This window comes from Aquitalea sp., from assembly GCF_030150775.1.
In the GTDB taxonomy this organism is placed as follows: Bacteria; Pseudomonadota; Gammaproteobacteria; order Burkholderiales; family Chromobacteriaceae; genus Aquitalea; species Aquitalea denitrificans.
On record NZ_JASLFG010000054.1, the window covers coordinates 1 to 14,707 of the forward strand.

The 14,707-nt window shown below is 62.6% G+C and carries 11 protein-coding genes; all 11 read right to left on the bottom strand.

The genetic code is table 11. From position 1 onward, the window contains the following. Positions 1-681 precede the first annotated feature (681 nt). The 11 genes from QVF59_RS17790 to QVF59_RS17840 all read right to left on the bottom strand — a co-directional run bounded on the left by QVF59_RS17790 (position 682) and on the right by QVF59_RS17840 (position 14,704). Positions 682-1,620, bottom strand: a complete 939-nt coding sequence (locus tag QVF59_RS17790) for a choline ABC transporter substrate-binding protein (protein WP_287881563.1) — start codon at positions 1,618-1,620, stop codon at positions 682-684. A gap of 257 nt (positions 1,621-1,877) precedes the next feature. Beyond that, a complete protein-coding gene (locus tag QVF59_RS17795; protein WP_159875007.1) occupies positions 1,878-2,864 on the bottom strand; it encodes a GlxA family transcriptional regulator in 987 nt (328 codons plus the stop codon). A gap of 96 nt (positions 2,865-2,960) precedes the next feature. Then, complete coding sequence (locus tag QVF59_RS17800; protein WP_287881565.1) at positions 2,961-3,827, bottom strand: ABC transporter permease; 867 nt, start codon at positions 3,825-3,827, stop codon at positions 2,961-2,963. An 80-nt stretch (positions 3,828-3,907) separates the two neighbouring features. After that, positions 3,908-4,957: a quaternary amine ABC transporter ATP-binding protein gene (locus tag QVF59_RS17805; RefSeq protein ID WP_159875006.1), complete on the bottom strand. Its 1,050-nt coding sequence runs from the start codon at positions 4,955-4,957 to the stop codon at positions 3,908-3,910. A gap of 701 nt (positions 4,958-5,658) precedes the next feature. After that, entirely contained in the window at positions 5,659-6,768 is a 1,110-nt protein-coding gene (locus QVF59_RS17810) for an FAD-binding oxidoreductase (RefSeq protein WP_287881567.1), read from the bottom strand. Between the two features lie 174 nt (positions 6,769-6,942). Then, on the bottom strand, positions 6,943-8,208 hold the full coding sequence (locus QVF59_RS17815; protein ID WP_287881569.1) for an aromatic ring-hydroxylating oxygenase subunit alpha: 1,266 nt from the start codon (positions 8,206-8,208) through the stop codon (positions 6,943-6,945). An 84-nt stretch (positions 8,209-8,292) separates the two neighbouring features. Next, on the bottom strand, positions 8,293-9,039 hold the full coding sequence (locus QVF59_RS17820; RefSeq protein WP_287881571.1) for an electron transfer flavoprotein subunit beta: 747 nt from the start codon (positions 9,037-9,039) through the stop codon (positions 8,293-8,295). Further along, positions 9,036-10,142 carry an electron transfer flavoprotein subunit alpha/FixB family protein gene (locus tag QVF59_RS17825; RefSeq protein ID WP_287881573.1) on the bottom strand — a complete coding sequence of 369 codons (1,107 nt, stop codon included), beginning with the start codon at positions 10,140-10,142 and terminating at the stop codon, positions 9,036-9,038. The genes QVF59_RS17820 and QVF59_RS17825 overlap by 4 nt, the downstream gene beginning before the upstream one ends. A 61-nt stretch (positions 10,143-10,203) precedes the next feature. Then, positions 10,204-12,093, bottom strand: coding sequence for a DUF3483 domain-containing protein (locus QVF59_RS17830; RefSeq protein WP_287881575.1), 1,890 nt, complete (start codon positions 12,091-12,093; stop codon positions 10,204-10,206). Position 12,094: 1 nt separating this feature from the next. Further along, entirely contained in the window at positions 12,095-14,155 is a 2,061-nt protein-coding gene (locus QVF59_RS17835; RefSeq protein ID WP_287881577.1) for an NADH:flavin oxidoreductase, read from the bottom strand. Positions 14,156-14,170: 15 nt separating this feature from the next. Then, positions 14,171-14,704, bottom strand: a complete 534-nt coding sequence (locus QVF59_RS17840) for a DUF5943 domain-containing protein (protein ID WP_287881579.1) — start codon at positions 14,702-14,704, stop codon at positions 14,171-14,173. Positions 14,705-14,707 lie beyond the last annotated feature (3 nt).

The window sequence follows — 14,707 nt, forward strand, 5'->3', positions numbered from 1 at the left end:
GAGTTCAGCCGCGCCTTGGGTGGTGCGGCTGGGGCGGGAATTCGACGCGCTGCGGGTCGCCTTTTCTTTGGGTACTTTCTTTTGGCGAAGCAAAAGTAAAGTACCTCGACGGCGGGGCGAGACCCGCGAAGTTAAACGCAGCGGTTCAATACGGCAGTCCGATTGCAGCTACGTAGTAAATACAGGGTTGTATCCGCTAACGCGGATGATGGTTTGGATGCCGCTTCCGCGCGGCGGACGGGAAAGGGATCTTTGCTTGGCCAAAGATCCCCACTACGGGAAAAGCTAGCCGCATCGTATGGCCTGCGGCTGCCCGACAGGCCCCGCCCGGTGCGAGGCGCGCCTGAACTCGCGATTTGCTAACGTCAAATCGCTCAGACATTGCAGGCGCTTAAAACCTCACCCCGGCCACCCGTCGGCATGCTTGATGGGGCCGGTGGGCGCGTCGGTGCGGTAGTTATTTGACGGGAGAAATAGGTTTATTCGGGAACGTTGCGCGGTGGATCGCCCCTTCGGGGCATCCACCCTACGGGGTCGGCGCGTAGGGCGGAAGCCCCAGCCTTACCGGGGCGTTCCGCCGCCGTGCATCCATGCCATCACACCAAGGTGAGCTGCACTCCAGCCCCCAAAGCGAAAGCCCCGACCGTGGCCGGGGCCTTTAAAGATGAGCTACCGATTAAATCAGTGGCCCAGTGCCTTGTTCACTGCAGCCAGGCCCGGCTTGCCATCCAGCGTGGTGACACCGGCCAGCCAGGTTTTCAGGATGTCCGGGTTCTTTTTCAGGTAGTCACGCGCGGCGGTTTCCGGCTTTACCTTGTCCATGATGGGGCCCATCACGCGGTTTTCCACCGTGGTGGTGAAGTGCAGGTTATGCAGCAGCTTGCCCACGTTGGGACAGCGGGTTTCATAATCCGGGCTGATGGCGGTGAATACCTTGGCCTCGCCCAGATTGGGGCCGAATACATCGTCGCCACCGGTCAGGTAGGCCATCTTGTATTTCACGTTCATCGGATGCGGCTCCCAGCCCAGGAACACCACCCACTTTTTCTGGCGGATGGAGCGCTCCACCTCGGCCAGCATGCCGGCTTCACTGGACTCCACCATCTTGAAACCGGCCAGGTTGAACTGGTTTTTCTTGATCATGCCGTCAATCAGCAAATTGCCGTCATTACCCGGTTCGATGCCGTAGATCTTGCCATCCAGCTTGTCCTTGAATTTGGCAATGTCCTTGAAATCCTTCAGGCCACCGGCGGCCACATAGTCCGGCACTGCCAACGTGTACTTGGCACCCACCAGGTTGGGGGTATCCAGCACCTTGATCTGGCCTGCCTTGACGAAGGGCTCGATCACCGGGGTCATGGACGGGTTCCAGTAGCCCAGGAACACGTCGATCTGCTTGCTCTTGATGCCGGAAAAGGTGATGGGCACCGAGGCGATGGTGGTGGTCGGCTTGTAGCCCAGCCCTTCCAGTACCACGCTGGCCATGCCGGTGGTGGCGGCGATGTCAGTCCAGCCTACATCGGCGAAACGGACATTGCGGCATTGCGCCGGGTCATTGGCCAGCGCACTGCCACAGGCAGCCAGCAATATCGTGCCCAGCATCAGCTTGCGAATTTTCATTACACCACTCCCGTATAAATATTTTGATGAAGCCATCGACAGGATTGCCGCGCCGTGCCGCAGGCAGAACGGCCATGAATGTGTGGATAACCAGGATCTGACACATGGCAAGAGTGCCATGAAGCCGTAACAGGACTTGCGCCAGCACGACCGCGATTTGCGAGAAAACGCCGTAGAAAAAAAGCCAGCACTGCAAGGAGTAACAGTACTGGCCGACATGGCCGGCTGCCGGTTTTGCCGCCCGGCAGCCACCAGGCTCAGGCGATGACGGCAGAATCAACCAGATACTGCTGGCGCTCACGGCTGGGCGGATAGCCGAACAGGCCGCGGTAGGATTTGGAAAAGTGCGATGAGGACAGGAAACCACAGGCCACGGTGACTTCCATCACGCTCATATTGGTTTGCAGCAGCAATTCGCGCGCGCGGCGCAGACGCAGGTCCAGGTAGTACTGCGCCGGGGTGGTGTTGAGATAACGCTTGAACAGCCGCTCCAGATGGCGCAAGGACACGCCCAGTTCGTCGGCCAGGTTTTCCAGCGAGCGCGGGTTTTCGATATTGCTTTCCATCGACAGCGCGGCGTCCACCAGCGTTTCGTGGCCGGTGCCGATACGCGCCAGCAGCGGGATGTGCTGCCGGTCGCCATTGTCGCGCAGGCGGTCGACGATGAACTGCTCGGACACATCCGCCGCCAGGCTCTTGCCGCCCTTGTGGCGGATCAGGTGACACATGAAGTCCAGCGGCGCAGTGCCGCCACTACAGGTGAAGCGGTCGCGGTCCAGCACGAACAGGTCGGAGGTGAACTTGGTCTTGGGGAATTCCTCGCTGATGGACAGCAGGTTTTCCCAGTGGATGGCACAGCGGTAGCCATTGAGCACGCCGGCCTTGGCCAGCGCGAAGGTACCGGTACAGATGGCACCCAGCGGCACGCCCTGGGCGGCAAAGCGGCGGATGATGGACAACACCTTGTCGTCCACCGCGTCACGCACCTGCCAGCCGCCACAGACAATCAGCATGTCGTATTGCTGCGGGGCTTCGGGGGAGGTGATGGGCGACAGTTCCAGCCCGTTACTGGCGGCCACCGGTTGGCCATCGGCCGACAGCAGGCTCCAGCGGTAGAGTTTTTTGCGCGACAGGTAATTGGCCATGCGCAGCGGTTCCACGGCGTTGGAAAACGCGATCATGGAAAACTTGTCCAGCAGCAGGAAACCAATATGCGACAACGATGCGATTTGTTGCGGACCCATGGTGACCTCGGTAGGTGATGTGTGATGGATGGTTTTTGTGTTGTCTTGCATCGGCCGGATGATGGTTGCCATCCGGCCTGCTGATACCGGCAGGGTCTAGCTGCCCTGCTCTGCCGCACGCGTGGTGGGCGTGTGGCCAAAACTCTCGGTGATACGGTCCAGAATGATGGCCAGCAGCACCACCGCCAGCCCGCTTTCAAAACCCAGGCCTACATCCAGGCGCTGGATACTGGCCAGTACATCGTTGCCCAGACCACCCGCCCCCACCATGGAGGCGATGATCACCATCGACAGCGCCATCATGATGGTCTGGTTGACCCCGGCCATGATGGACGGCAGCGCGATGGGCAGCTGCACCTTGAACAACAGCTGCCAGGAGGTACAGCCAAAGGCATTGCCAGCTTCTACCTGTTCCTTGTTCACCATGCGGATGCCCAGGCTGGTCAGGCGCACGGCCGGCGGTACGGCAAACACCACGGTGGCCAGAATCCCCGGCACCCGGCCCAGGCCAAAGAACATGGCAGCCGGAATCAGGTAAACAAAGGCCGGCATGGTTTGCATGAAGTCCAGCACCGGGCGCACCAGCATGCCCACCAGCTTGTTGCGCGCACACCAGATGCCCACCGGCACCCCCAACATCAGGCTGACGCAGGTGGCGGACAGCGTCAGCGCCAGGGTGGCGATGGTCTGGCCCCAAAAGCCGGTAGCCCAGATCAAGCCCAGCGCGGCACAGACAAACAGGGCAAATTTCCAGCCCAGCCGCCAGAAGCCTACACAAGCAAAAATCGCGCCCATCACCAGCGGCGGAATGCCCAGCAACAGGAATTCCACCATGGTGGCAAACCAGTCGATGGTGTTGCCGATGGCGTCAAAGGCCCCGGCGTTGTGGTCCAGCATGAAATGAATGACCTGATTGACCCAGTCGCCAATCGGCAACATGTCTTGCGTGCTGATATCAGCCATGACGGCGTACTCCTTCGCTGCGGCTCACGCACCATCCCGGCACTGCGGCCCGGGGACGGCACGGTCTGCCTTTGTCCGGTTCAGTTGGTGGCGGTGCTCTGCAGGCGGTGCTGTGAGATCTTGCTCAGCACGCTGCTGGGCGTGATCAGGCCCAGGCACTGGCCCTGATCGTCGCGTACCTGCAAGGGTTCGGTCTGGCCCAGCAACTGCTGCAATACATCCGGCAGGCTGCAGGACGGCGGCACATGCAGGCCGGGGCGGCCCGAATGCGGCGGGTTGGCCACTTCGATCAGGTCCTTGGCTTGCAGATAACGCGAGGTATCCACGCTCTTGAAGAAGTTGCGCACGTAATCGTCCGCCGGGTTTTCGATGATTTCCTGCGGCGTGCCCACCTGTACCAGGCGGCCGCCTTCCATGATGGCAATGCGGGTGCCGATGCGCAGCGCCTCTTCCAGATCGTGCGACACAAAGAAGATGGTGCGACGCTGCTCGCGCTGCAGCTTGAGCAGGATGTCCTGCATTTCCGAACGCTTGAGCGGGTCCAGCGCCGAGAAGGCTTCGTCCATCAGCATCAGCGAGGGATTGACCGCCAGCGCCCGCACCAGGCCGACACGCTGCTGCATGCCGCCGGACAGCTCGTGCGGGTATTTGTGGGCAAACGGTGCCAGCCCCACCTGTTCCAGCACTTCCATGCCGCGGGCTTCGCGGCTTTTGCGATCCACGCCAGCAATTTCCAGGCCAAAGGCGGCGTTGTCCAGCACCGAACGGTGCGGCATCAGGGCAAAGCTCTGAAACACCATGCTCATGTCGCGGCGGCGCAAATCCACCAGCTGCTTGTGATTGAGCTTGGTGATGTCCTGCCCGTCCAGGATGATCTGACCGTCGGTGGGATCCATCAGGCGATTGATCAGGCGGATCAGCGTGGATTTGCCGGAACCGGACAGGCCCATCAGTACGAAGATTTCACCCTCCTGCACTGAAAACGACACATCGTTCACGCCGACCACACTGCCGGTCTGCTTGAAGATTTCATCTTTATGCGCGCCGGACTTCAGCATGCGCATGACATCCGAGGACTTGCCTCCAAAAACCTTGTAGAGGTTCTTCACCACTATCTTGGCCGACTGCATTGTCTCTTCTCCTTCGTAGCGATCGCACGCTGGACCAATCCTGTCGCCTGCTTCATTCACTGCGCTGTCCGGCAGTGCTGAAATCTTGTGCGGCTGGCTGTCTTCCATCGTGTCCGGTCTGGCAGCCATGCTGCCGGGCCGGGACTGTGGTCTACCCGGATACGACGTGCTTTGTTCCGGGACATCTAAACATGCGTGCCAGGCATCGCTGGCAGACTGCGGTCATCTATTCCCCATGGCCGTTGCCCACCGGTCCGGACGTGGCAGACAGCACGCTGCGCTGCAACAACAACCACCCGTTTCACCGCCAACGCTTTCGAAGAATATTTAATGTAAATCAAGGATCACGATAGGGAGTTAGTGGTATTGAAAATAACTACATTCCGACGCCAAGCTGTCTTGAAACGACATCCGGTCGAAAAATGACAATTCTTCATCCCCCCCAGTAAAATCAGACCTTTAGCCGCCCCTTGCGACAGCCTGAGCGCCATCCATAGCTGTCGTAAAAAAACAGCAATAAACAATCAGTCAATTCTGTTAATGCAGTGTATTTTCCTGACGCAGCGCACCAATGGCATAAGCGTAGGCATTTCCTCTATCCAAAAGATATAAAGCAAGAAAAATGCCTGTTGCCGAAACGACAAGCAGGCATCAAGGGAGCCACACGAGAAGCCTGCCGGGGGAAGCAGGCCGGGGAAAAATCAGCGGTCCACCACCAGATCGCTCAGCGGCTTGCTACAGCAAGGCAGGAAGAAACCCTGGTCCACCTCGCGCTGGCGGATGCCGCCTTCGTGCTGCATGTCCACCTTGCCTTCCAGCAACTTGGTCTTGCAGGTGCCGCACACGCCACGGGTGCAGGAAGCCGGCAGGCGCATGCCCTTGGCCAGGGCTGCGGCCAGCACGGTCTGGCCCGGTGCCACAGACAGGTCATCCCCCATCTTGGCAAAATGCACATTGAAGCCGCCGCCTTCGCAGCTGGCTGATATTTCGTCCACCTCGGCGTCCGGCGGCGCGGCACTCAGCTCGGCAAAGTTGAAGCTCTCTTCGTGGTAGTGCTGCATGTCAAAGCCGCAGTCCTGCAGCATCTGCCGTACCGAGGCCATGTAGGGGGCCGGGCCGCAGCAGAACACCTGGCGGGCCATCAGGTCGGGCACCATGTGCAGCAGGCGCGCGGCGTCCAGCCGGCCGGTAAAACCGGGCCATTCCGGCTCGCCCTGCCGGTTTTCACAGACAATCGCCTGGCTGAAGGTGGCATGGCTGCTGGCAAGCTGGGTCAGCTCCTTGCGGAAAATGATGTCGCGCGGTGAGCGCGCGCTGTGGACAAATACGATGTCTGCGCCACTGGCCAGGTCGGTCAGCGCCCGGCTCATCGACATCAGCGGGGTTATACCGCTGCCGGCGGACAAGAACAGATACGGCGTGCTGGCGTGGCGCACATAGCTGAATTCACCGGACGGCCCCAACACGTTCAGCTGCATGCCGGGACGCAGTGTGTCATGCAACCAGCCGGACACCACGCCGCCGGGAATGCGCTTGACCGTGATGCTGACGCGGTCTGGCCGGGTGGGGCTGGAGGACAGGGTGTAGCAGCGGTTGACGCTTTCACCGTTGATGTCCAGCTCCAGCGTGATGAACTGGCCGGGCTGGTAATGAAAGCGGCGCGGCGGTTCGGCACGGAACACAAAGGTTTTGACGTCGTGGGTTTCCTCACGCACCTGCACGCATTGCAGCGTGCTGTCTTCGCCCGGCTGCCACCAGGGCAGGTCGGCGGCTTGAGGAAGGGTGTCCGGATGGGTGTTGACGCTGCTCATGGCGATTCCTTTGCAGACTGGCTGATCGCCCGTTGGCGGGCTGTTGCTGTAAGACCCGATAACAAACCCCCCGCGCCCTGGGTTCTCTACGCGGTTTTGTTAGCGCTTCCAAGAGTGGCAGGCCGCGCCAGGCAGCCTGCCGTTTGCTACGTTTTTACTGTGCTAAAAACTGGATCAACCCTGTTCCAGACCTGCCCCCAGGCGGCCGATATACCAGTTGGTGAATTTCTCCACCAGCTCTTCGGTATACGGCGAATACGGGCCGGGACGGTAGGCGCTGCTGTTAACGCCCACTTGCGATTCTTCCACCAGATGGCGGTCCTGGCCGTTGGTGGCATTCCACACGCGGGTGAGGTTGGCCACGTCATAATCCACGCCTTCCACCGCGTCCTTGTGCACCAGCCACTTGGTGCGCACCAGGGTGGTGTCCGGGGTCAGCGGCAGCACGGTAAAGGTAACGATGTGGTCGGCCATGAAATGGTGCCAGGAGTTGGGCTGCGTCCAGAAGGACAGGCCACCGGCGTCGGCGTCCTTGATGTCGCCCAGCAGCTTCTTGCAGGCCGAGCCGGTGTCCATGGTTTGCGACTGGCCCTTGCGGTCCAGCGGCATGCGCATGGTGCGGAAGCCGGACACGTCGGACAGCTTTTCGATTTCCGCCGACGGCAGGCCACAGGCCTCCCAGCGTTCATGGCTGTCCTTGACGATGTTTTCGTAGTTGGCCAGGCCCGCGGCCAGCTCGGCCTTGGGCGCAAAGCCGTAGCTGTAGGCATACAGCGAAATGGTCAGCTCCGGATGGTTGCCGGTGCAGTGATAGCACTCGCGGTTGTTTTCCATCGTCAGCTTCCAGTTGCCGGCTTCGATGATGTCGATCTGGGCGGCCACCTTGGTGTTTTCAATCTGGTGCGGGGCGATATAGGGGCCCATCTGCTCCAGCATCTGGTCGATGTCAGCCGGCGGCTCATCGGCCAGACAGACAAACAGCAGACCTTCCAGATTCTTCAGATGCACCGGCTTGAGGCTGTGATGCGACAGGTCGAAGCCTTCTGGCATGTGGTCGGCAAAAATCAGCTTGCCGGCCAGGTTGTAGGTCCACTGGTGATAAGGACAGACCAGATTGCCCACCGAGCCTTTTTCATCGGCACACAGGCGCGAGCCACGGTGGCGGCAGACATTGTGGAAGGCCTTGATCTGCATGTCGTCGTCACGCAGGATCAGAATGGGTTCCTTGCCGATTTCCACGGTGACATAGTCGCCCGGCTCCGGGATTTCCGCTGCCACGGCCACGTAAACCCAGTGCCGCTGGAAGATGTATTTGAGGTCGGCATCAAACACTTCCTGCGAATTGTAGAACGGGGCCTCCAGGCTATGCCCCGGCTGACGGCGGGCAACCAGCTCACGCAGTTTGTGTACCGGCTGGAAGCTAATGGCGCTCTCTTGCATTTCACTCATCTCCAAAACAAGTTTTTGCTCAGGCATCCTGCTAGCCGGTGGGTGGGGTGCTGGTCGGATGCTGCGGGGTTGTTGTCAGAAATCGACGAGCTGATGTTGCCTGAGGTAATCCAGCACAACTTGCGCTTTCTCGACAGAATCACCCTGTTTTACGACCACCCCGGCAGCCTTGCCATCACCCCCGGCAATCGCACCCTGCATGCGGGCATGACCGCTGACCTTGCTGGCGGCCACCAGCGCGCGCGCGCGGCGGGCAGGCTCCAGCACCACCGGGGCCAAAGCCGCGCCAGTGGCGGCTTTGCGCTGGATCTTGCCCTGCTGCAGCCGGGCATAACTCCAGCCCGGCGCGGTGGCCGCACGCGGATTGACACTGGCCAGCAGCGGCAGGCTGGCCTTGAGCGTACGCCGCACGCCCTTGGGCAGGGCCTGCACCGCCTGCCACTGCCGGTCGGATTTGGACAAGTCCAGCACATCCGGCAGCAAGGCCGCGCCCAGTTGCTCGGCCAGCTGATAAGGCAGCAGACCGGAGCCGTCACCGCCTTCGGCGCGAGCACCACACAGCACCATGTCGACACCCTGCAAGACCGTGCCCAGCGCGGCGAGCACATCGCTGTCCGGGCTCAGGCTCAGGCTGTGGATATTGTCCGCACCACGAGCCAGATAATCGGCCAGCGCGGCATCGTCGGCGGCACCGGCATACCAGACTTGCAGCTCACCGGGCAGGCGCTGTGCCAGCGCCAGTGCGGCCAGATCGGCCTCGCCGGCACAGGGACGGCCGCTGACCGGGTGGACGGCGGGGGAAACCAGGACGGCTATTTTCATGCTTGCTTCTCCTTGCGCTCACGCCGTACCAACGCCTCGAATGCGCTGATGAAGGACTGGCAGTCATCGATGATGCTGAGGTCGGCACGCTTGATCATGGGGGCGGCGGCATCCAGGTTCACCGCAATCACATGGCGGCAGGACTTGATGCCTTGCAGATGCTGTACCGCACCGGATATGCCCAGCGCGATATAGGCGCTGGCCTGCACCGTCTTGCCGGTGGCACCTACTTGCTTGTCGCGGGTGAAGCGGCCATCGTCCACCGCCACGCGGGACGCACCCACGGCGGCACCCAGTGCTTCGGCCAGCGCCAGAAAGCCCGGCACATTGCTGACGCCATTACCGGCGGACACAATCAGGTCGGCCTCTTCCAGCGCCAGCTCGGAGGCCGGGCTGGCGGCACTGCCCAGGTCCTGCACCTGCTCGCTGACGGCTGGCAGGGCAGTGGTTTCCAGCCGCTCGCCCTTGCCGACAAAGGGCAGTTTGGCTTCGGCCACGCCGCGTGCCAGCAACAGTAGCTGTGCGCGGTCACGCAGGCTGAAACCGGCACCGGGCTGGCGGCGGCGCACGCCATCGGCGGCGATTTCCACCACATCGGTCACCACCGACAGCCGGGCGCGACAGGCCAGGCGGCGGCCCAGGTCGGCGTCTTCGCCACGGTCGGCAAACAGCACGGTATGCGGGCTTTCCTGCTGCAGCAGTTGTTGCAGCAAGGCCAGTTTCTGTTCCGGCGCATAACCGGGGTCGGCCACGGTCAGGGCGCGGTCCACGGCCAGTTCGGCCAGCGCTTCCGGCGCGGCGTCTTCCATGCCGTACAGCAAGGCCAGTACTTCGCCATCCTTGCCCGCCAGAATGGCCGCGGCGGCAATGGCTTCGCGCGCCGCATCGTCCAGCTGGCCGCGTTCGGCGTGTGCCACCACCAGCAGACGCTGGCTGAACGGCCCCTTGCTGCGCAGCGGCTTGTGGGCCGGGCCGTGGGCCAGCATGGCGGCATCGCGGCTGCCGCTGTCATCGCCCAGCACAATGCGCTTGAGGCCGCTGGGCCCCAGCACCCACGGGCGACGCGGGTCGATGCGCGGAATGGCCTGGGTAGAAAAATCCATCACTTTCTCCTTGTAAGCAGCAGCGGACGGAGCGAAGTCTGTGCTTCTGCCCCGGCTCGCCTCAGGCCAGGCGTTCGGCCACCAGTTCGGCCAGTTCGATCACGTCTGCCCGCTCACCCACCACGCCTTCCAGCATGGCCGTGCAATTGGGGCAGGCCACCGCTACCCGGCCGGTGCCGGTTTCGCGGATGTCGTCCATGCGCATGTCGGGGATACGACGCTGACCGGGAATATCGGTAAAGGCCGCGCCACCACCCCAGCCGCAGCAGCGGGCGTCGCGCCCGGAGCGCTGCATATCGACAACTTTGATACCAATGCCCTTGAGCACATTGCGCGGCGCATTGAAGCCATCGTTGTAACGGCCCAGATAGCAGGGGTCGTGAAAGGTGAGCGGCGGCAGCGGCGTGGCATCGGCCTTCAGCGGAATGGCACGGCGCGCCAGCAGGTGTTCCAGCAGCTTGCTGTGGTGCCATACGTCAAACTGGCCGCCCAGCGCCGGGTATTCATTGGCCAGGCAATGGAATACGTGCGGGTCCGGCGTGACGATGTGGGCAAAGCGGTATTGCGCCAGCGTGGCGATATTGGCCTTGGCCAGCCGCTGGAAACCGGCTTCGTCGCCCAGACGGCGCGCCACGTCGCCGCAGTCGCGCTCGGCTTCGCCCAGTACCGCCACCTTCACCCCGGCGGCCTTCAGTACTTTCACCAGCGCGCGCAATGCACGCTGGTAACGCATATCGAAAGCGCCCTCACCGGCCAGCAGCAGCCATTCGGTGTGTTCGCCCGGCTGCAGCACCGGCAGGTCCAGGTCAATCGCCCAGTGGTAACGCACCGCCAGCGGGTAACCGCCCACGGTGTCGGTATTGCGCAGATTGGCCAGCGCCTCGCTGCCCTTGCCCGGCACTTCGCCACGGCTGAGGGTGACGTGACGACGCAGGTTGACCACGGTGTCCACATGCTCGATCAGCATCGGGCAGTTTTCCACGCAGGCGCGGCAAGTGGTGCAGGACCACAGCGTTTCCGCCGCCAGCACACTGCCGACGATGTCCTCGCCCGGCTTCACCACCACGGCGGCCTCGCGGCCCGGATGCGGGTTGCCGGCATAGGCCGGGTCGGTGCCACGGCTTTGCGCCGCCACCATGTCCTGGATCAGCTTTTTCGGGTTGAGCGGCTGCCCGGCGGCATAGGCCGGACAGGCGGCTTCACACTTGCCGCACTGCACGCAGGCATCAAAGGACAGCAGGCGGTTCCAGGCGAAGTCCTCCACCTTGGCCACACCCAGCTCGCCCGCGGCCAGATTCAGCGGCTTGAGGTCGGAGGATTTACCGGCAAAGCGTTCGGCACGCGGGTGAAAGGCCAGATGCAGCAAACCGGCCACCGCATGTTTCATCGGCCAGCCCAGGCCAATGCCCAGCGCCAGTTCGGCACCGCCCAAGGCCAGCATCAGCAGCGCCACCACGGCAATCAGCTGCCCGGCCATGCCCAGCTGCGGCCCGGCAAACAGCAGGCCGGCGGCCAGCAGGCTGCCCAGCGCAAACAGGCGCAGGCGGGCGGGCAATACTTGCCAGCGGCCCTGCGACAGGCGCGGCGGGGCTTGCAGGCGACGGGCCTGCATCATGCGTGCGCCCAGCAGCATCACCGCGGCCATCAGCACCAGCAGCACGTCCAGCCAGCCCTGGTACAGCATCAGGCCGTAGTTGAGCGCCGACAGCAGCAGGATGGCCACGCCGCCACCGGCTGCCGCCACGTGGGCGCGGGCCACGGCGGGCTCGCGCGCCACCACGTGGTGGATATCGACAAAATAGCGCTTGGGCATGGCCAGAAGGCCAAGCCAGGACACACTGGCGCTGCGCCCCTGCTGCCACAGGCTGGCACGTCTGGCCAGGCCACCCAGCAGCAGGAGAGCACCCAGCCAGAACAGTCCGGTCAGGGCATGGGCAAGGGAGAAGCTCATGTCAGAAATCCTTCACCAGACGCAGGGCGTCGTAGATGGCACCGTGGATGTTGTGCATGGAAATGCAGTCACCCACGCGGAACAGCAAAAACTCACCCGCCGCCAACGGCTGCGACAGGGAAGGCTGCGGCTGCGAAGCAAACAGGGTGTGGACATCGGTCTGACCCTGGTTCTTCGACAATTCCTTCATCTCCCAGTACAGGCTGTCATTGGGCAGAATGCCGTTTTCGATCACCACCTGATCCACCGCCCGCTCTTCCAGCGCCTCGGTGTATTCATTGCGCAGCACGGCGATTTTCTTGTCGCCTTCGGCATACACCTTGTCCAGCCAGAAATTGGGGGTGGGGATGATGCCCTGTGCGTACAGGCGACGGTAGAAAATGGGGAAAGTGGTCCCGCCGGTGTCGTCGCCCACTTTCACGTCCGGGGTGACGATTTCCACCGTGCTGCCACGGCTGGACAGGAAGTCGGCCACGCCGAAACCGGCCTGGGTGCTGACGGCGTCATACACCAGCACGTTCTTGCCCGGTTCCACCTTGCCGGACAGGATGTCCCAGCTGCTGACGGCAATGCCTTCATCCACGCCCCAGTCCGGCACCTGGCTGGTATAGGGAATACCGCCGGTGGCCAGCACCACGATGTCCGGTTTTTCCGCCAGGATCATCGCCTTGTCGGCGGCCACGCCCAGACGGCGATCCACCCCCAGACGCTGGGTTTCCATGTCCAGCCAGCGCACGATGCCGGCCATCTGTTCGCGCTGCGGGGCCTTGGCGGCGAGTACGATCTGCCCGCCTACCTGCGGCTGTTTCTCGAACAGCACCACTTCATGGCCACGCTCGCGTGCCACGCGGGCGGCTTCCAGCCCGGCCGGGCCGGCACCTACCACCACCACCTTGCGCAGCTTGTCGGCCTTGGCAATGTCGTGCGGCATGGTGGCTTCGCGGCTGGTGGCGGCATTCTGGATGCACAACACGTCCTGACCGTGATACTGGCGGTCGATGCAGTAGTTGGCGCCCACGCACTGGCGGATCTGGTCTTCCTTGCCATCGCGGATCTTGATCACCAGATGCGGGTCGGCAATATGGGCGCGGGTCATGCCCACCATGTCCACCATGCCGCTGGCCAGAATGCGTTCGGCCTGTACCGGGTCGCGAATGCTTTGCGCGTGCATCACCGGCACCTTGGACACCGACTTGATGCCGGCAGCCAGATGCACAAACGGCTCCGGCGGCAAGGCCATCGGCGGCATGCAGTTGGCCAGGGTGTTGTGGGTATCAGCCCCGGAACCCACCACCGACAGGTAGTCGATCAGGCCGGTTTCCGACATCGCGGCGGCAATGTCCTTCAGCATGTCGTGGCTCAGGCCGTCTTCATGGAATTCGTCACCGCACATGCGCAGGCCGACGCAGAAATCCGGGCCTACTTCGGCCCGTACCGCATTGAGCACTTCCACGCCAAAGCGCAGGCGGTTTTCAAAGCTGCCGCCCCATTCGTCGGTGCGGAAGTTGGTGCGCGGGCTCCAGAACTGGTCGATCAGATGCTGGTGGGCGGCGGAAATCTCGATGCCGTCCATGCCGGCAGCCTTCACCCGGCGCGCAGCCTGGGCAAAGTCGGCAATGATACGGCGGATTTCATGCTGCTCGATCACCTTGGCGTTGCCACGGTGTACCGGTTCGCGAATGCCGGACGGGCTGACCAGATGCGGCCAGTGCTCGCCGTAATAGCTGGAGCGGCGGCCCATGTGGGTGGCCTGGATCATGATCTTGGCGCCGTGGCGGTGCATGGCCTCGGCCAGCCGCGCCAGTGGGTCGATGATGGCGTCGGTGGCTAGGTTCACCGACTTCCACCAGCTTTGCGGGCTGTCGATGGACACCGGGCTGGAGCCGCCACAAATAGCCAGACCCAGGCCGCCCTTGGCCTTTTCTTCGTAATAGCGGATGTAACGGTCGCCGGGCAGGCCGCCCGGTTCGGCATACACCTCGGCATGCGCGGTGCTCACCACGCGGTTGCGCAGCGTCAGCTTGTTCAGGGTAATGGGCGCAAACAGGTGCGGATAGCGCATGGGACGACTCCCGGCTTACAAGGGATGAACGGTGAAAATGCAGTAGTCGGCCCCCAGGCCGGCACACTGGCTTTCGCGGCTGACGGTGCGGTAGTCATGGCCCAGGTTTTCGCCCACCCAGTCCATGGCACCGGCAAACCAGCCGGCAAACAGATAGCAGGCCATGTGTTCGCTCTGCGGTGCACCGGCCACGCCCTGGGCCAGCACGAAACAGGAGTTGTCCAGGCGGATGCTGGCATTGCCGGTAAGCTCATCGGCCTCGATGAAGCTGAACTGGCCCCAGCCGCGCTGCGACAGGCGGGACAGATAGTGTTCAAACACTTCCATGCCCTTCAGGCCATGGGTTTGCGCTTCGCTGCCGCACCAGAAGTGGGCGGAACGGTAACCGGCTTCGTACAGCGAATCGGCATACACGCGACGGCCCAGTGCCGCCTCGATGGCCAGATGGTTGTTGATGAAGAAATGCCGCGGCACATACAGCATGGGCAGGCCGTTGGTACTCCAGACGCCGGTGTCGGCATCCACGTCGATGGGAAGTTGAGGTTGCATGCC

What these genes read in the sequence shown, in the direction of transcription:
- QVF59_RS17795 (WP_159875007.1), bottom strand. Translation starts at nt 2,864, where the DNA reads ATGGGTCCGCAACAAATCGCATCGTTGTCGCATATTGGTTTCCTGCTG.
- QVF59_RS17800 (WP_287881565.1), bottom strand. Translation starts at nt 3,827, where the DNA reads ATGGCTGATATCAGCACGCAAGACATGTTGCCGATTGGCGACTGGGTC.
- QVF59_RS17790 (WP_287881563.1), bottom strand. Translation starts at nt 1,620, where the DNA reads ATGAAAATTCGCAAGCTGATGCTGGGCACGATATTGCTGGCTGCCTGT.
- QVF59_RS17815 (WP_287881569.1), bottom strand. Translation starts at nt 8,208, where the DNA reads ATGCAAGAGAGCGCCATTAGCTTCCAGCCGGTACACAAACTGCGTGAG.
- QVF59_RS17820 (WP_287881571.1), bottom strand. Translation starts at nt 9,039, where the DNA reads ATGAAAATAGCCGTCCTGGTTTCCCCCGCCGTCCACCCGGTCAGCGGC.
- QVF59_RS17825 (WP_287881573.1), bottom strand. Translation starts at nt 10,142, where the DNA reads ATGGATTTTTCTACCCAGGCCATTCCGCGCATCGACCCGCGTCGCCCG.
- QVF59_RS17835 (WP_287881577.1), bottom strand. Translation starts at nt 14,155, where the DNA reads ATGCGCTATCCGCACCTGTTTGCGCCCATTACCCTGAACAAGCTGACG.
- QVF59_RS17830 (WP_287881575.1), bottom strand. Translation starts at nt 12,093, where the DNA reads ATGAGCTTCTCCCTTGCCCATGCCCTGACCGGACTGTTCTGGCTGGGT.
- QVF59_RS17810 (WP_287881567.1), bottom strand. Translation starts at nt 6,768, where the DNA reads ATGAGCAGCGTCAACACCCATCCGGACACCCTTCCTCAAGCCGCCGAC.
- QVF59_RS17840 (WP_287881579.1), bottom strand. Translation starts at nt 14,704, where the DNA reads ATGCAACCTCAACTTCCCATCGACGTGGATGCCGACACCGGCGTCTGG.
- QVF59_RS17805 (WP_159875006.1), bottom strand. Translation starts at nt 4,957, where the DNA reads ATGCAGTCGGCCAAGATAGTGGTGAAGAACCTCTACAAGGTTTTTGGA.